At 64.9% G+C, this 15,378-nt stretch carries 10 protein-coding genes; 4 read left to right on the top strand and 6 right to left on the bottom strand.

The annotated features are described in order from the left end of the window. Positions 1-6 precede the first annotated feature (6 nt). Positions 7-744, top strand: coding sequence for an EAL domain-containing protein (locus CCR94_RS01410; RefSeq protein WP_425332302.1), 738 nt, complete (start codon positions 7-9; stop codon positions 742-744). Here the strand turns inward: CCR94_RS01410 and CCR94_RS01405 are convergent. Both CCR94_RS01405 and topA read right to left on the bottom strand, forming a co-directional pair. Further along, complete coding sequence (locus CCR94_RS01405; protein WP_104506100.1) at positions 737-1,786, bottom strand: alpha/beta fold hydrolase; 1,050 nt, start codon at positions 1,784-1,786, stop codon at positions 737-739. The two genes, CCR94_RS01410 and CCR94_RS01405, sit on opposite strands and share 8 nt — an antisense overlap. 216 nt (positions 1,787-2,002) lie before the next feature. Then, the gene (gene topA / locus CCR94_RS01400) at positions 2,003-4,930 is read right to left on the bottom strand and encodes a type I DNA topoisomerase (RefSeq protein ID WP_104506099.1); all 2,928 of its coding nucleotides are present in this window, start codon (positions 4,928-4,930) and stop codon (positions 2,003-2,005) included. A 182-nt stretch (positions 4,931-5,112) separates the two neighbouring features. On the opposite strand from topA, the gene CCR94_RS01395 reads away from it, so the two are divergent. After that, on the top strand, positions 5,113-6,054 hold the full coding sequence (locus tag CCR94_RS01395) for an aspartate carbamoyltransferase catalytic subunit (protein WP_104506098.1): 942 nt from the start codon (positions 5,113-5,115) through the stop codon (positions 6,052-6,054). Between the two features lie 297 nt (positions 6,055-6,351). Here the strand turns inward: CCR94_RS01395 and CCR94_RS01390 are convergent, their stop codons facing one another. The 4 genes from CCR94_RS01390 to CCR94_RS01375 form a co-directional block, all read right to left on the bottom strand. Beyond that, complete coding sequence (locus CCR94_RS01390) at positions 6,352-7,314, bottom strand: YncE family protein (RefSeq protein WP_158254566.1); 963 nt, start codon at positions 7,312-7,314, stop codon at positions 6,352-6,354. A gap of 122 nt (positions 7,315-7,436) precedes the next feature. Further along, positions 7,437-7,976: an SRPBCC family protein gene (locus tag CCR94_RS01385; RefSeq protein WP_104506096.1), complete on the bottom strand. Its 540-nt coding sequence runs from the start codon at positions 7,974-7,976 to the stop codon at positions 7,437-7,439. A gap of 183 nt (positions 7,977-8,159) precedes the next feature. Continuing rightward, positions 8,160-11,285: a hypothetical protein gene (locus CCR94_RS01380; protein ID WP_104506095.1), complete on the bottom strand. Its 3,126-nt coding sequence runs from the start codon at positions 11,283-11,285 to the stop codon at positions 8,160-8,162. 4 nt (positions 11,286-11,289) lie between these two features. Next, positions 11,290-13,650 carry an ATP-dependent helicase gene (locus CCR94_RS01375; RefSeq protein WP_104506094.1) on the bottom strand — a complete coding sequence of 787 codons (2,361 nt, stop codon included), beginning with the start codon at positions 13,648-13,650 and terminating at the stop codon, positions 11,290-11,292. Between the two features lie 479 nt (positions 13,651-14,129). Between CCR94_RS01375 and lipB the strand changes: the two genes are divergently transcribed. Both lipB and CCR94_RS01365 read left to right on the top strand, forming a co-directional pair. After that, on the top strand, positions 14,130-14,861 hold the full coding sequence (lipB, locus tag CCR94_RS01370) for a lipoyl(octanoyl) transferase LipB (protein ID WP_104506093.1): 732 nt from the start codon (positions 14,130-14,132) through the stop codon (positions 14,859-14,861). Positions 14,862-14,904: 43 nt separating this feature from the next. Then, the gene (locus CCR94_RS01365) at positions 14,905-15,246 is read left to right on the top strand and encodes a hypothetical protein (RefSeq protein ID WP_104506092.1); all 342 of its coding nucleotides are present in this window, start codon (positions 14,905-14,907) and stop codon (positions 15,244-15,246) included. Positions 15,247-15,378: the final 132 nt, after the last annotated feature.

Genomic DNA, 15,378 nt, shown 5'->3' with positions numbered 1-15,378 from the left:
CACCTGATGCGGGCCGCCGACATGGCGCTCTACGCCGCCAAGGACGACGGGCGCGGCGGCGGGCGTTTCTTCTCGAGCGAAATGTCGGAGCACGCCAGCCGGCGCCAGCAGATCGAGCAGGACCTGCGCGTCGGCATCTCCCGCGACGAGCTTGAAGTCTACTATCAGCCGATCATCAGCTTTTCCAAGTGGCGCATCTGCTGCTGCGAGGCGCTGGTGCGCTGGCGCCATCCCACCCGGCTCGAGGCCGAAATTACCGAATCCGCGCTGATGAGCGACGCCGACGACGTGCTGAGCAGGCTCGACGAATTGCGCAAGATGGGCGTGCGGGTGGCGCTGGATGAATTCGGCGCCGGCTATTCGTCGCTCGCCTATCTCAGCCGATTCCGGCCCGACAAGGTCAAGATCGACCAGTCCTTTGTCCGCGACATGGGCAAGAACGGGGTCGCGCTGGCGATCATCAAGGCGGTGCGCGCGCTCGCCCGCGAGCTGAATATCGACATGCTGGTGGAGGGCGTCGAAACCCAGGAGCAGTTGGAGATCCTCCGCGCCAACGGAGCGGATGAGGCGCAGGCATTTTTGTTCAGTAAGCCGCGTCCGGCCAAAGAGATCGTCCGCATTGTCTCCGACCCCGCGCAATTGCCGCGCGCGCGAAAACTCAACAATCTGGCCGACGCGGCGTGGACGCTGCCGTTCGAGCGGGTCGATCCCAATGTCGCGCCGAACACGGAGGCGCTCAACTGAGAAAGGCCAAGACCTCGCGCTCGAAATCCTCGGGCGCTTCGAGGTGCGGCACATGGCCGACGCCGGCGAATTCGACATGGCGCAGCGCGGGATGCGCCTTCGCCATGTCGCGCGCCGCCTGGAACAGCGGCGGGATTTTCTTCCTGGCGTCGGGCGTGGCGTAGCCGATCAGCGGCGTCGATTGGTCCTGATCGCCCGCCATCAGCAGGGTTTTGGGCTTGAGCGTCGCAAAAAGCCTTCGCGCCGGCTCGTTGTAGATCATCAGATAGGTGAGGGCGACGACGCGAAGATAGCGCGGGTAGTCGCCCGACAGAGCGAGGCGCAGCCGCGCGGTGACGAAGGGCTCGTAGCGCGCCGCCGGCAACTTTACGAAATAGCGCGCGACAAAGGCGCGATAGCCGGCCTCGTCCGTGGCGGCCTCGGCCTGTTCCAGCGTCGCGACCGTCTGCGGCGCAATGTGGTCGCGATAATCGACCATGCCGATCGGGTCTTCCAGGATCAGCTTGTTGACCCGCGCCGGATGCTTGGCGGCGAGGTGAACGGCGAGCATGCCGCCGGTCGAATGGCCGATGAGGTCAAACGTCCGCAAGCCCAGAAAATCCGCCAGCGCCAGCGTGTTGGCGACGAGATCGGCGAAGGAATAGGTGCGGATCGGCTTGGAAGACTTGTTGAAGCCGATCTGGTCGGGAACGATCACGCGAAAGCCGGCGCGGCGCAGAAAGGCGATGGTTTCGGTCCAATAGGAGCTGTCGAAATTCTTGCCGTGCAGCAGCAGGACCGCGCGGTTTTTCGCGAAACCCACGGCGGCGGGGAAATCCATATAGGCCATGCGCGTGGGTTCGCCGTGGTCGAGCGCCAGGAACTTGACCGGGCCGGGGTAGGGCCAGCCCTCAAAACATATGCCGAGCGGTTCGAGCGTCTTTTCCTTTTCTGACGCGGTCTCGGATGCGGCGCGGACGGGCGCGGCGGCGAGCAGGGGCGTGGCGGCGGCGCCCGCGAGAAACGCGCGGCGCGAGGCGTGGGAGGGTGCGTTTTGTTGCATCGGTCAGGCCACTTTGGGTTTCATGAACAAAGTGACGCCGTGGACGCCTTCCGTCTCCCCTTGCGGGAGAAGGTGGCGCGAAGCGTCGGATGAGGGGGCGCCTGCGGCAACACGCGTCTGAATCCTGGCCCGACAACCCCTCGTCCGTCTCGCGGCTTCGCCGCGAGCGGCCTTCTCCCGCACGGGGAGAAGGGAACAGCGGCGCATTCGGCGACGCTAGAACGGCGTTTCGTCGCTGTCCTCGATCTTTTTCTTCGCCGCCGGCTTTTTGGCCGCGGCCTTTTTCGTCGCGGGCTTCTTTTCGTCCGCGTCCGTCTCCGCCGCGTCCGCCGCTTTCTTGGCGGCGGGCTTCTTGGCGGCCGGCTTTTTGGCCGCCGCTTTTTTCGCCGGTTTTTTCGGAGCCTTGGCGCCGCCGCTGGCGATGCGGTCCTCGATCAGCCGGATCGCCTCTTCCAGCGAAACCGTTTCCAGCGTCATCGACTTGGACAGGGTGGCGTTGACCTTGTTCCACGACACATAGGCGCCGAACCGGCCCGGACGCACCGCGATCGGGCCGCCATCAGGATGTTCGCCCAGCACGCGCCCGTCGGAGGGCGCGCCGGCCGCCCTGGCGTCCACGATTTTTATCGCCTCTTCCAGCGTCAGGCTTTGCAGGTCGGTCCCCTTGGGCAGGGTGGCGTTGACCTTGCCCCAGGCCAGATATGGCCCGAACCGGCCGGCCTTGAGCGAAATGGCGCCGCCTTGCGGGTGATCGCCAAACGACTTCATCTCGCCGCCGCCGGAACCGCCGCGTCCGCCGCCGGCTTCCTTGGTCATGATCAGGTCGATGGCGCGATTGCCGCCGATCTCCAGGATATCCTCGTCCTTGGCCAGATTGGCGTAGGTCTTCTTGTGCTGGACATAGGAGCCGTAGCGGCCGATGCCGGCGAGAATCGGCTCGCCGCTCTCGGGATGCCTCGCCACCTCGCGCGGCAGCGACAGCAGCGCCAGCGCCTTTTCCAGCGTGACGTCATCGGCTTTCAAAGTCGCGGGCAGGGAGGAGCGCTTCGGCTTGTCCTCCTTGCTCGCGGGTTCGCCTTCCTGGATATAGGCGCCGAACCGGCCGGCGCGCAGAGTGATCTCCACGCCGGTCTCCGGGTTCTCGCCCAAAACGGTCACGCCGGGGCGCGAACCCTCGGCCTGCTCGCCGCGATCCGACAGGGTGCGGGTGAACTTGCATTCGGGATAGTTGGAGCAGCCGATGAAGGCGCCGAACTTGCCCAGTTTCAGCGACAATTGCCCGGCGGCGCAGGCGGGACAGCCGCGCGGATTGCCGCCGTCCTCCTTGGCCGGAAAGATGTGCGGTCCCAGCAGATCGTTGAGGTTATCCAGAATCTCGGTGGTGCGAAGCTCCATCGCGCCGCCGATGGCGATGGAAAAATCGCCCCAGAAGTCGCGTAAAACCTGCTTCCAGTCGGCTTCCGCGTTGGAAATACGGTCGAGCTGGCCTTCGAGATCGGCGGTGAAGTCATAGCCGACATAGCGGCCGAAGAAGCCTTCCAGGAAAGCCGTGACCAGCCGGCCCTTGTCCTCGGCGATCAGCCGCTTCTTTTCGAGGCGCACGTAATCGCGCTCGCGCAACACGGCCAGCGTCGAGGCATAGGTCGAGGGGCGGCCGATGCTGAGTTCTTCCATGCGCTTGACCAGGGTCGCCTCGGTATAGCGCGGCGGCGGCTCGGTGAAATGCTGGGTGGCGTCGATCTTGTCCCTGGCGCAGACCTCGCCCTGGTTCATTGGCGGCAGGCGGCCGGACTCCTCGTCGTCCTCGTCGTCCTTGCCTTCCTGATAAAGTTTTAGAAATCCGTCGAACCGCACCACCTGCCCGGTGGCGCGCAAATCCAACGTGCGCTCGCCAGGATTCTTGGCCGCGACGCCCTCGCTTCCGCTTCGGACTATGCCCTCGATATCGACGGTGGTGCGTTCGAGTTGCGCCGATTCCATCTGGCTGGCGATCATGCGCGTCCAGATCAACTCGTAGAGCTTGGCCTGATCGGGCTGCAAATGATGCGCGACATGCTTGGGCAGGCGCGACAGGTCGGTCGGGCGGATCGCCTCATGGGCCTCCTGCGCGTTCTTGGCCTTGACCGTATATTTGCGCGGAGCTTCCGGAACGTAACGGTCGCCGAATTCCTTGGCGATCACGCTGCGCGCGGAGATGACGGCTTCCGGCGCGACATCGACGCCGTCCGTTCGCATGTAAGTGATGAGGCCGACGGTCTCGCCGCCGATATCGATGCCCTCATAAAGCTTTTGCGCCGTCCGCATGGTCGATTCCGGGGCCATGCCGAGCTTGCGCGACGCCTCCTGCTGCAAGGTGGAGGTGGTGAACGGCGCGGACGGATTGCGCCGGGCCGGCTTGGCCTCGACCGATTTCACCGTGAACGACGCCGTCTCCAGCGCGGCCTTGAAGGCCTCGGCCTCCGCGCCCGCGCCAATGTCGAGCCGGGCGATCTTCTTGCCATCGGCGCCGACCAGACGCGCGATGAACGGCGCGTCCTGCGCCGTGCGCAGATGGGCGATCAGCGACCAATATTCGCGCGCGACGAATTTCTCGATTTCCAGCTCGCGGTCGCAGACGAGGCGCAGGGCGACGGATTGCACGCGGCCCGCGCTTTTCGCGCCCGGAAGTTTTCGCCACAACACCGGGGACAGATTGAAGCCGACCAGATAATCCAGCGCGCGGCGGGCGAGATAGGCGTCAACCAGGGCCGCGTCGATCTCGCGCGGATGCTTCATCGCTTCGAGGATCGAATCCTTGGTGATGGCGTTGAACACCACCCGCTGGACGACCTTGTCCTTCAAAACCTTCTTGTTGCGCAGAATCTCCAGCACGTGCCAGGAAATGGCCTCGCCCTCGCGATCCGGATCGGTTGCGAGCACGACGCGGTCGGCGTTTTTCACCAGCGCGGCTATGTCGGACAGGCGTTTTGACGCCTTGGCGTCGGTCTCCCACAGCATCTTGAAATCGTTGTCGGGATCGACCGAGCCGTCCTTGGCCGGCAGGTCGCGGACATGGCCGAACGAGGCGACGACCTCGAAATTGTTGCCGAGATATTTGTTGATCGTCTTGGCCTTGGCCGGCGATTCGACGATGACGACGTCCATGTGTGTTCCGGTTTTCGGGGTTTTTGCGCGGCGTGAACAGCGGCGGAACATGGGGGAGAGCCGCGGAACTGTCAAATGGGCATTAACCCCTAGCCCAAAATTTGCTCAGGCCTGTCGTGCGCTTTGCGTTGCGGCCCCGCCGCGCTTGCGCAGTTTCCGCCTCTCCACTACACCCTAGCCTCATGAGTCCGGCCACCACATTTTCGCAACGTCACCTTCTCGGCATCGAGGGCCTCAACCGGCTCGAAATCCTCCATCTGCTCGATCTGGCGGAGGAGGCGGTCGCGGTGTCGCGGCAGGTGGAGAAGCGCAAGTCGGTCTTGAAGGGCCGCACGCTGATCAACCTGTTCTTCGAGAATTCGACCCGCACGCAAAGCTCGTTCGAACTGGCGGGCAAGCGCCTGGGCGCCGATGTGATGAACATGTCGGTGGCGACCTCTTCCGTGAACAAGGGCGAAACCCTGATCGACACGGCGATGACGCTCAACGCCATGCACCCCGACATTATCGTGGTGCGCCATGCCCAGGCCGGCGCGGCGCATCTGCTGGCGCGCAAGGTCGATTGCTCCGTGGTCAACGCCGGCGACGGGGCGCATGAGCATCCCACGCAAGCCCTGCTCGACGCCCTCACCATCCGCCGCAACAAGGGCCGCATCGAGAATCTGAACGTGGCGATCTGCGGCGACGTGCTGCATTCGCGCGTCGCCCGCTCCAACATCATCCTGCTGTCGGCGCTCGGCGCCCGCGTGCGCGTGGTCGGGCCGTCCACCCTGATGCCGACCGGCATCGCCAATCTCGGCGTCGAGGTTTTCACCACCATGCGCGAGGGTTTGCGCGACGCGGACATTGTGATGATGCTGCGCCTGCAACGCGAGCGCATGTCCGGCGCCTTCATCCCGTCCACCCGCGAATATTTCCACTTCTTCGGGCTGGACGCCGAAAAGCTCGCCTATGCCAGGCCGGATGCGCTGGTGATGCACCCCGGCCCGATGAATCGCGGCGTGGAGATCGATTCCTCGGTCGCCGACGGCGACCAGAGCCTGATTCGCGAACAGGTCGAAATGGGCGTGGCTGTCCGCATGGCCGTGCTGGAGGCTTTGGCGCGGAGCTTGCCGAACGGGTGAGGCGATTAAGGCGACGCTACGAAATAAACGCGCCAGTTCATACGCCACAATCTTTGCTCGAAGGGGCCACGGCTCTCCGGGGCGTCTTCCTTCTCCCCTTGCGGGAGAAGGTGGCCCCGAAGGGGCCGGATGAGGGGTTCGTCTCAAAATTACAAGATGTTGGCCGGTGATGGGCGCCCCCTCATCCGTCTCGCCGCCTGGCGGCGGCGATCCACCTTCTCCCGCAAGGGGAGAAGGCAGACAACCGTTCGGGGCCAGAGTCGCGAAGACGTTGATTCAGTTATTTCGCCGCCTCGCCTAAGGCGCGATGAACGCGCCGAACGCGCGCGGGCTGGCCGCCACGGGAATTTTCGCCGTGACCGCAAGCGTGCGCGCGTCGATTCGCGCGAGCACATCGTCCATCCAGCAGGCGACATAAATGTCGCCGTCCGGCGCGGCCCGCGCGCCCTCGGGATAGCCGCAGGCGTCGATCGTTTTCAACTCCGCATAGGTCGCGCCGTCGAACACGGTCACGCTGTCGTCGTGCTGGTTGGTGACGAAAATCTTTCCGCCGTCGCGCGTCACGGCGACCGAATAGGGAAAGCTGCGCGCCTTCAGCCGCCGCGTCTCGCGCCGCGCCGTCGGATCGATCACCGAGACATCGCCCGATTGCACATTGGCGACCAGCACGCGCGGGCCGTTGGCGTCGTAGGTCACGCCAAACGGCGCCTTGCCGACGGCAAGGGTGGCGACGGTCTTGAGCGTGGCGAGATCGACCACGCAGACCGAATCGCTTTCGCGATTGGCGACATAGAGAAATTTGCCCTGTGGGTCGCTCGCCATGCCCGCCGGCGACTGGCCGACTGTTATGGCGCCGGTCTGCTTCAGCGTCTTGGCGTCGAACACATGGACCTGATCGCCATACCAATCGGCCACGAAAATCCTTTCGCCCGCCGGGTCGAGCGCGAGTCCGAGCGGGCCGGCGCCGGCCAAAACCTCCGCCACCACGCGATGCCCGCCTTGCGCGTCGCGTTCGATCACGGAAAAGGAATGGCCTTCGGGATTGGTGGCGTAAATGCGCAAGCCGCCGGGCGCGACGGCGACCCCGGCGGGCTTTTTGCCGACCTTCACCGTCTCGACCACGCGCGCCAAAGCCAGATCGACGACCGCAATCGCGTCGGCGCCCTGAGCGGTGATGTAGGCGAGCGGTTCGGCGCAAGCGGAGGCAGCAACGAGCAACCCGCCACAGAGCGCGCCAAGGATAGCCCCGTGGGCCGCCATCGCCCTTCGAGACGCCCGCTGGCGCGGGCTCCTCAGGGTGAGGGCGAATGCCGAAAACCAAAGAGTAGCCCTCACCCTGAGGAGGCGCGAAAGCGCCGTCTCGAAGGGCGAGGGCGGCCCCATCACGGCGCCGTTTCGACCACCTTCTTCAAATTGTCCAGCCCGGCGCGATAAACCCCGCGCACCGCCTTCACCGAGTTTTCGTCGTTGAGGTCTTCCGGCGGATCGTTGAGCATGTAGCCGCGATAGAACGCCCCCTTCCATTCCACCGTCGAACCGCCCTTGCCATTGTCGGATACGCTGAGCGTCGAGGTGTAATTGTTCACCGGCAGAACTTTGGGATCGACCTTGGGAATCTCGTATTTGTAGCTGTGGGCGCCCGCGTCATACTTGTCGAGCACCTCGTCGAAACTTGGATCGCCCGGCGCCTTCAGCACCAGATGCCGTGTCGAGCCGATGTCATTGCCCTTGTCGGCGACGCTGGACGCGATCACGGGATGCCATTTCGACAGCGCGTCGAAATTCCCGATCACAGCCCAGACTTTTTCCACGGGCTTGTCGATCTCCACGCTCTCGACGAGTTTCTGGCGCGTCGGTCCGTGGGCCGTCGCCGCTCCCGACGCCATCGCCACAACGGCCGCAGCCAAAGCCAAAGCACGCATGCATTCCTCCCTTGCTTATGATTGGAGAGGATCATGTCAGAGGCGGCGCCGCGCGGAAAGCGGGCTATGGCATTTCTAAGACTGGATCTCTTTCATGTTTCTTAGAAACATGAAAGAGATCCAGAGTCTTGTTTTAACGCATTTTCTTAACGCGAACCGGTGTCCGCTTCGCTTGAAAATGCTCTACCGCGCGGGCGCCGGTTCGGCGGGCGCGGGCGGGGTGGGTTGCGGCGCCGGCTGCTGAAGTTTTTGCGCGCGCTCCGCCTGCCTGCGCTGTTCGTCTTCCTTGCGCTGCCGCTCGACCTCGGCTTTGCGCTGCCGGTCCTGCTCGCGCTGTTGGGCGATGCGCGCCTGTTCGCGCTCCAGCGCCTTCATCGCTGCGGCATTGACGAAACCGGAGGCGTCGAGCTTGCGCTCCGGCGCCGACCACGGTCCGGACCACGTCAGTTCGGCGCGCCGGCCGGGCAGGGCGGAGGTGAGCGCGAAGCTCAAATCCTTCAAGTCGTAGCTGAAAGTGACGGAATCGCGCGTCGCGTTCAATTCGCCCTTGCCAAGCCGCAGCGGCGTCTCGCCGTCGCCGACACGCAGATCGCCCTTGGCCAGAGCCTGATCCAGATCGCGGGATGTGTCCCTGGCGCTAAAACTGGCTTCATTGGCGGCCTGGGCGGCCAGAACCTGATCCGGCGCGTCCGGCGCGGCGCCGGCGACGGTCAGATCGGTGATTTTCGCCGATCCCGTCCCGGACAGCGCGCTCACCAGCGCGGCCATGCTGGCGCCGGAGCCGGCGAATTTGAGCCGCCCGCCGACTTTCGCCGAAAAAGCGGGATTTTTCAGCGCGACGCCGTCGCCGAACATTTCGCCCGACAGCGTCGCCTGTCCGGCCTGCCGGCGCAGATCGAAGCCGCCGCGCAGGACGCCGCCGAACGCGGGCGCCTCGATTTTCGCGACGCTGAGCGCATTGGGGGCGAGGCTCAGGTCGAATTTCGCGGGGCCGCCGAACGGCGCGACCTCGGCCGCGTGGATGGTGAGTTTTACGCGGGGCGGGTCGATCATGACCGGCGCGAATGACAGGCTCGGCCAGATCTCGTCTCTTTTGGCGGGCGCGAGGTCGCCGAGCGTCAAGGCGAGGAAGGCGGGCGCTGAGAATTTGTCGATGTCGAGTTCGCCGCTCACCCCTTGCGCCGAAAGCGTCAGAGCGCCGCTGAAACGGGCGTCGCCGCGCTCGCCGACGATTTTGCGCAACAGAATCTGGCTGTCGCGCGTCTCGATCCGGCCCTCGATCTTGCCGACGCCGGTCGGGCCGCCGATCAGGTTGGCGGGATCGCCCGAAAGCGAAAACGTCCCTTCCAGCGCGCCCGCGCGCGGCAGCGTTCCGTTCAACGCCCCATTGATCTTGCCGAGAGTGGCCTTGCCCGTGATGTCGCGGCGCGCGCCCCCTTGCGTCTTCAGCGAAATCTGTCCGGGGCCGAGCTTTTGCGGCGACAACACCGATGGCGCGCCCAATTGCGTCAGCAGGTCGAAAGCCTCGGGCGCGGAAATGTCCAGCGCGATGCCGCTCTTGTCGTCCAGCGCGACGGAAAATTTCGTCGCGGCGGCCTGACCCTCGAAGGCATAGCCGCCATCCGCCCTGGCGACAAAATTCGCCGGCGAGAGCAGTCGGGCGCGCGAGGCCAGCAGCCGCGTGGCGTCGCCGGGCGCCAGCCGCGCCAGCAGGGCGGCGAGATCGGCGAGATCATTGGCCTTCACCCGCGCCTCGCCCTTGGGCGCCACAAAGGCGTGCAAAGGACTGTCCTGCCATTCGCCGGAGGCGGAGACATCGGCGCCGGCGAGATTTTTCGCTTCGAATTGTTCGAGATGCGCCAAACCGTTTTCGCGCAGCAGGCGCAGGTTCAGTCTGCCGTCGGCCTTGCCAATGGTCTGCGCGTCCACCGTGAGGTCGAGATCGGACTCCAGTCCGAGCGTGGCGAAAAAATCCGGCGCCGTGGCGGGGTCCAGAGCGGTTCCCGCCAGTTTCGCCGTCAGTTTTCCGCGCGCCTCCTTGCTGGGCGCGGTCCAGGCGAGATCGCCGGTGAATTTGGCGCGGTCGAGCGCGATATGTCCGTTGGAGAGAGCAAGCGTCCCTTGGGAAACGCTGAACGTCCCGCCCGCTGCGACCTGCCGGAACGGCAGGACCGGCGCGCCGGCGCTGGCGGCGAAAGTGGCGTAATCGCCGGTGGAGACCTCGCTACTGCCGCGCCAGACATTCTTGGCGTCAAGCGCGGCGGCGAGGTCGAGGCGCGAACCGCCGGCGCCCTCCGCGGAAATCTTCAGGGGACCGCCGGCATCGCGGGCGAGTTTGACGCCGGTCCAGTCGCCGCGCCAGCTCGCGGCGTCGATTTGCAGGCGCAACGCGGTCGGCGCGGGCCTCTCCACGGCGCGCAGCACCGCGCCCGCGAAAACATCCCCCCAGGGGCCGGCGAGCAGCGGCGTCGAGCCATTGACAGAGACGGCGCCCGAGGCGACGCCATATTCGGCGGAGCCGGCGAATTTCGCGCCCTCCGGCCCTTCGCCCAGATGCAGCGTCGCCTTGTCGAGCTTCACGATTTCGGGACGCGCCGCGACATCGCCCTCCGCGCGCCAGCCGGCCTTCGCCAGCGCGCCCTCCGCCACGGCCTTGCCGGCGAAGGATGGCGCGCCTGAGAGGTCGAGCGCGCCATCAAGCGACAAATGGCCGAGGTCGTCGTTCAGCTTGAGTTTCAAAGGCAGGCGATCGCCGTTGAAAACGTCGCTGCTCAGCGAATAGCCGATCGTCCGCCCCTGTGCGCGAAACGTTCCGCGCCCGTCATAGGGGCCGTCGAGATTTGAGATCCGGCCGGCGAGATCGACGTGTTCGAGCGTCAACAGCGGTTTTTGCGCGTGGAACACGCTGATGCGGCCGTCGTGCAGGGTCAGGTTTTCGAAATGGGCCGAGGCGCCCGGCCGGCGCAAGAGGTCGGCGTTAACCTCCAGCGCGAAATGGGTCAGTTCGGCGCTGGTAAAGGTCAGCAGGCCTTGCAGCAGCGCGGGCAGCGACAGCTCGAACTCGGCCTTCTCCGCCTTGAGCGTCCCCAGCGGGCCTTTCAGCGAAATGTTCCGCGCGGAAAAATAGGGGGTGGGGAGCACGCGGAAGTCGATCGGGCCGTCAAGCCTGGCCTCCGCGCCGGTGGCGCGCGATATTTCCTCGGCGAAACGCGCGCGATGCGCGTCGAAATCCACCACATAGGGCGCCCCGAGGAGCGCCGTCAGCACGAGGATCAGACCGATGCCAAGATAGGTGAGCACATCACGCATGAAATCACGAACTCTTTTGCTCCACGAAGGAGTCAAGCACCAGTTTGCGCCCAGCCTTATCAAAATCGATCGTCAATTTCGAGCCGTCTACTCCCGCAACGGAACCGGGACCGAATTTAAGGTGAAAAACGCGGTCGCCCGGCGCGAACGAACCGCCCGGCGAGGTCTTGCCCAAAACCTCGCCCTCGATGGTGAGCGGCCCGCGCCCGCCGGAGTCTTGCGCGCCTTTTGCCCCGTGCGCTTGCGCCCGCTTCCAGCCCGGCGTGTCGTAGCGCGAGCCGAACGAATCGATATTGGCGAAACGCGATTGCGCATAGGCGCCATAGCCCGAGCCGCTGCCCCGGCTTTCCGTCACCAGCACATGGTCGGCGGGCAGGTCGTCGAGAAAGCGCGAGGGGGTGGTGGTCTGCCACAGGCCGTGGATGCGGCGATTTGTCGCGAAATAGATTTTCGCCCGACGCCTTGCCCGCGTCACGCCGACATAGGCGAGGCGGCGCTCCTCCTCCAGCCCGGCGCGGCCGTTCTCGTCGAGGCTGCGCTGGTGGGGAAACAGGCCTTCCTCCCAGCCGGGCAGGAACACGCTCTCGAATTCCAGCCCCTTGGCGCCGTGCAGCGTCATGATCGACACGCGTTCGCCGCCGTCGGCGTTGTCCACGTCCATCACCAGCGAGACATGTTCGAGGAAGGAGCCGAGATCGGGGAATTCCTCCATGGAGCGGACGAGTTCCTTCAAATTCTCCAGCCGGCCCTCGGCTTCCACGCTCTTTTCCTGCTTCCAGAAGTCGGTATAGCCGGATTCCTCCAGAATCTGCTCGGCCAGTTCATGATGCGGTTTCTGGCCGATCTCGCCGGCCCAGCGCTCGAAATCCTTCAAAAGCGCGCGCAACGTCGAACGTTGCTTGGGTTTCACTTCCTCGGTCTCGACCAGAATGCGCGCGGCCTGCATCAGCGGAATGTGCTGGAGGCGGGCGAAATCGTGCAGGATTTGCAGGCTGGCGTCGCCGAGGCCGCGCTTGGGCGTGTTGACGATGCGCTCGAAGGCGAGATCGTCGGCCGGTTGCGCCGTGCAGCGCAGATAAGCCAGCGCATCGCGGATTTCCAGCCGCTCGTAAAAGCGCGGGCCGCCAATCACCTTGTAGGGCAGGCCCAAAGTGATGAAGCGTTCTTCAAACTCGCGCATCTGGAACGAGGCGCGCACCAGAATGGCCACTTCATCCAGCGAATGGCCCTTGTGCTGCAATTGCTCGATCTCTTCGCCGACGACGCGGGCCTCCTCCTCGGAATCCCACACGCCGGAGACTTCGGGCTTTTCGCCGTCCTCGCCATCGGTGAACAGGGTTTTGCCGAGCCGGTCGCGGTTGTGGGCGATGAGATGGGCGGCCGTCGCGAGAATATGGCCGGTCGAGCGGTAGTTGCGCTCCAGCCGGACCACTTTGGCGCCGGGAAAATCCTTCTCGAACCGCAGGATGTTATCCACATCGGCGCCGCGCCAGCCATAGATAGACTGGTCGTCGTCGCCCACGCAGCACAGATTGGGCTTTATCGCCGGATCGGTTCGTTGCGCCAGCAATCTCAACCAGAGATATTGAACCGCATTGGTGTCCTGATATTCGTCCACGAGAATATATTTGAAGCGCTGCTGGTATTCGCGCAGCACATCGGGATTTTCGCGCAGCACGCGCAAAGCTTCCAGCAGCAGATCGCCGAAATCAGCGGCGTTGAGGATTTTCAGCCGCTCCTGATAGAGCGCGTAGAGTTCTCCGCCCCGGCCGTTGGCGAAGGCGGCGGCCTCGCCGGCGGGAACGTTTTTCGGCGCGAGTCCCCGGTTCTTCCAATTGTCGATCAGATAGGCGAGCGTGCGCGCCGTCCAGCGCTTTTCGTCGATATTTTCCGCCTTGATGACCTGTTTGAGCAGGCGCATCTGGTCGTCGGTGTCCAGAATGGTGAAATTGCTCTTCAAACCGGCGAGTTCGGCGTGCCGGCGCAGGATTTTGGTCGATATGGCGTGAAACGTGCCGAGCCAACCCATGCCTTCGCCGTCGCCGATCAAGGCGGCGATGCGCGCCTTCATTTCGCGCGCCGCCTTGTTGGTGAAGGTGACGGCGAGAATTTGGTGGGGGCGGGCCAGCCCCTGCGCGAGGATATGGGCGATGCGCGCGGTGAGAACGCGGGTCTTGCCGGTGCCGGCGCCGGCCAGCACCAGAACGGGGCCTTCGGTGGTTTCGACCGCCGCGCGCTGCTCGGGATTGAGCGCGGAGAGGAAATCCGGCGCGCCATGCACTTGCGCGAGGGCGCGCGCGGCTATGCCGCCAGCGCGGGGCGCGGCGGGTTCGTAACCGGGAAAATCGTCGAAAGGATCGGACAAGGCGGCCTGATGTTAACGAATCGTGAGGGCAATGTGGGGGTTCGCGCGCCGCTTGTCGAATCGGGTTCGCGCGGCGGGTTGCAACAACGCCTCCCTCCGCCCGCATTGTGGGCATAGGGCAGGGACCCACATGCGCTAGGTTAAGTGCTGGCTGGCTGCGGAAAAAGCCGTGGACCGCCCTCGTGCTTCGAGACGGCTCCTTCGGAGCCTCCTCAGCATGAGGGCTACTCGATTGATTCTATTGATCCCCTCATGCTGAGGAGGCGAGCAAAGCTCGCCGTCTCGAAGCACGAGGGGATCAACCCACGAAGTTCTCAGCAGCCACCAAGCTTAACCTAGCGCATATGGGGCAGGGGCCTTGGCCCCGACGCGTCAGGAAAGCAGATTGAGGAGAGCCGCGCCGGGTTCAACAATCCCGCCGAAACCGCTATGCAGGCTGACCCGCGCGCCGCGCCGCCGAACCGGGAGAGCGCCCCCTCATGTCCGAACCCCGCGAAACCCTGTCGAAAAACTTCCTCCCCGCCGAGGGATCGCCGCCGGTGGACTGGATCGTGTCGGACGGTCTGACGGACTACGCTTTCGCGTTGAAACGCATGGAGGATTGGGCCGCCGCCATCGCCGACGGGGCGACGGAAAAAGTCTGGCTGCTGGAGCATCCGCCGCTCTACACGGCGGGAACCTCGGCCAAGCCGCAAGACCTGCTGACGAAAAACCTGCCGGTGTTCGAGGCCGGGCGCGGCGGGCAATACACGTACCATGGCCCCGGTCAGCGCGTGGCCTATGTGCTGCTGGATCTGTCGCGGCGCCGGCGCGATGTGCGCGCTTTCGTCGGCGCGCTGGAGTCCTGGCTGATCGCCGCGCTCGCCCAGTTCAACGTGCAAGGCGAGACGCGCGAAGACCGCGTCGGCGTGTGGACGCGTCGCCCCGACAAACCGGCCGGGCCGAACGGCGAACCGGCGGAGGACAAGATCGCCGCCATCGGGGTGCGGTTGCGGCGCTGGGTGTCGTTCCACGGCGTGTCGCTCAACGTCGAGCCGGATCTGGGCGCTTTCGCCGGCATCGTTCCCTGCGGCATAGGCGCGCGCCATCTGGGCGTCACCAGTCTGGTCGATCTCGGCCTGCCCGTGACCCTGACGGACGTGGACATCGCGCTGCGTCAAGCTTTTCAGCCGATTTTTGGCGCGACCCGCGCGGCATCCGCCATTTTTTAACCATTCTTGTTCAGGCTACGACGCGATCCCGCAGGACGAAATCATGCTCCGCCGCGCCGCCGCTGTCGCCATTGTTCTGACCAGTCCCGCCGCCGCAGACGAGTGGCGGTTTTGCGTCGGCGTGGCGCCGGCGAACCATGAGTCGGTGATCTCAGACGTTTTCACCAGCGGCGCCGACAGCGCGCGGCTGGAGAGCCGCTTGCAGGGCTGGTATCGCGCGCATCACGGCAGAACCCTGACCTTCCAGTGCCCGCATGGCGGCGACCGGGTGGCGGCGCTCAACGGCCAGACGGCGGCGCTGCAATTCAACCGCACCCTTGGCTATGCGGTGAACGGCCTTCCGGTGAACGAAGTGACGATGGCGTTGGGCGAAGATCTGTTCTGACGAATTTCACAAAAATGCCAAAAGCGATTCCTAGGGACTGGACAGGGCGGATCGGCTTTGCTACATCCCCCTTCGTTCGGCGGCGGCGCAGCCTGTCCGCTGAATTTTTGTCTCGGAACAGCTTGTTCGGTG

It is taken from the genome of Rhodoblastus sphagnicola, assembly GCF_002937075.1.
GTDB classification, from domain to species: domain Bacteria; phylum Pseudomonadota; class Alphaproteobacteria; order Rhizobiales; family Beijerinckiaceae; genus Rhodoblastus; species Rhodoblastus sphagnicola.
The sequence above is the reverse complement of the archived record's forward strand: the minus strand, read 5'-3'. Positions and strand labels throughout refer to the sequence as shown.

Bases quoted from the DNA above. Each gene is read 5' to 3' on its own strand.
- CCR94_RS01410 (WP_425332302.1), top strand. From the start codon at position 7: ATGCGGGCCGCCGACATGGCGCTCTACGCCGCCAAGGACGACGGGCGC.
- CCR94_RS01405 (WP_104506100.1), bottom strand. From the start codon at position 1,786: ATGCAACAAAACGCACCCTCCCACGCCTCGCGCCGCGCGTTTCTCGCG.
- topA (WP_104506099.1), bottom strand. From the start codon at position 4,930: ATGGACGTCGTCATCGTCGAATCGCCGGCCAAGGCCAAGACGATCAAC.
- CCR94_RS01395 (WP_104506098.1), top strand. From the start codon at position 5,113: ATGAGTCCGGCCACCACATTTTCGCAACGTCACCTTCTCGGCATCGAG.
- CCR94_RS01390 (WP_158254566.1), bottom strand. From the start codon at position 7,314: ATGGCGGCCCACGGGGCTATCCTTGGCGCGCTCTGTGGCGGGTTGCTC.
- CCR94_RS01385 (WP_104506096.1), bottom strand. From the start codon at position 7,976: ATGCGTGCTTTGGCTTTGGCTGCGGCCGTTGTGGCGATGGCGTCGGGA.
- CCR94_RS01380 (WP_104506095.1), bottom strand. From the start codon at position 11,285: ATGCGTGATGTGCTCACCTATCTTGGCATCGGTCTGATCCTCGTGCTG.
- lipB (WP_104506093.1), top strand. From the start codon at position 14,130: ATGTCCGAACCCCGCGAAACCCTGTCGAAAAACTTCCTCCCCGCCGAG.
- CCR94_RS01365 (WP_104506092.1), top strand. From the start codon at position 14,905: ATGCTCCGCCGCGCCGCCGCTGTCGCCATTGTTCTGACCAGTCCCGCC.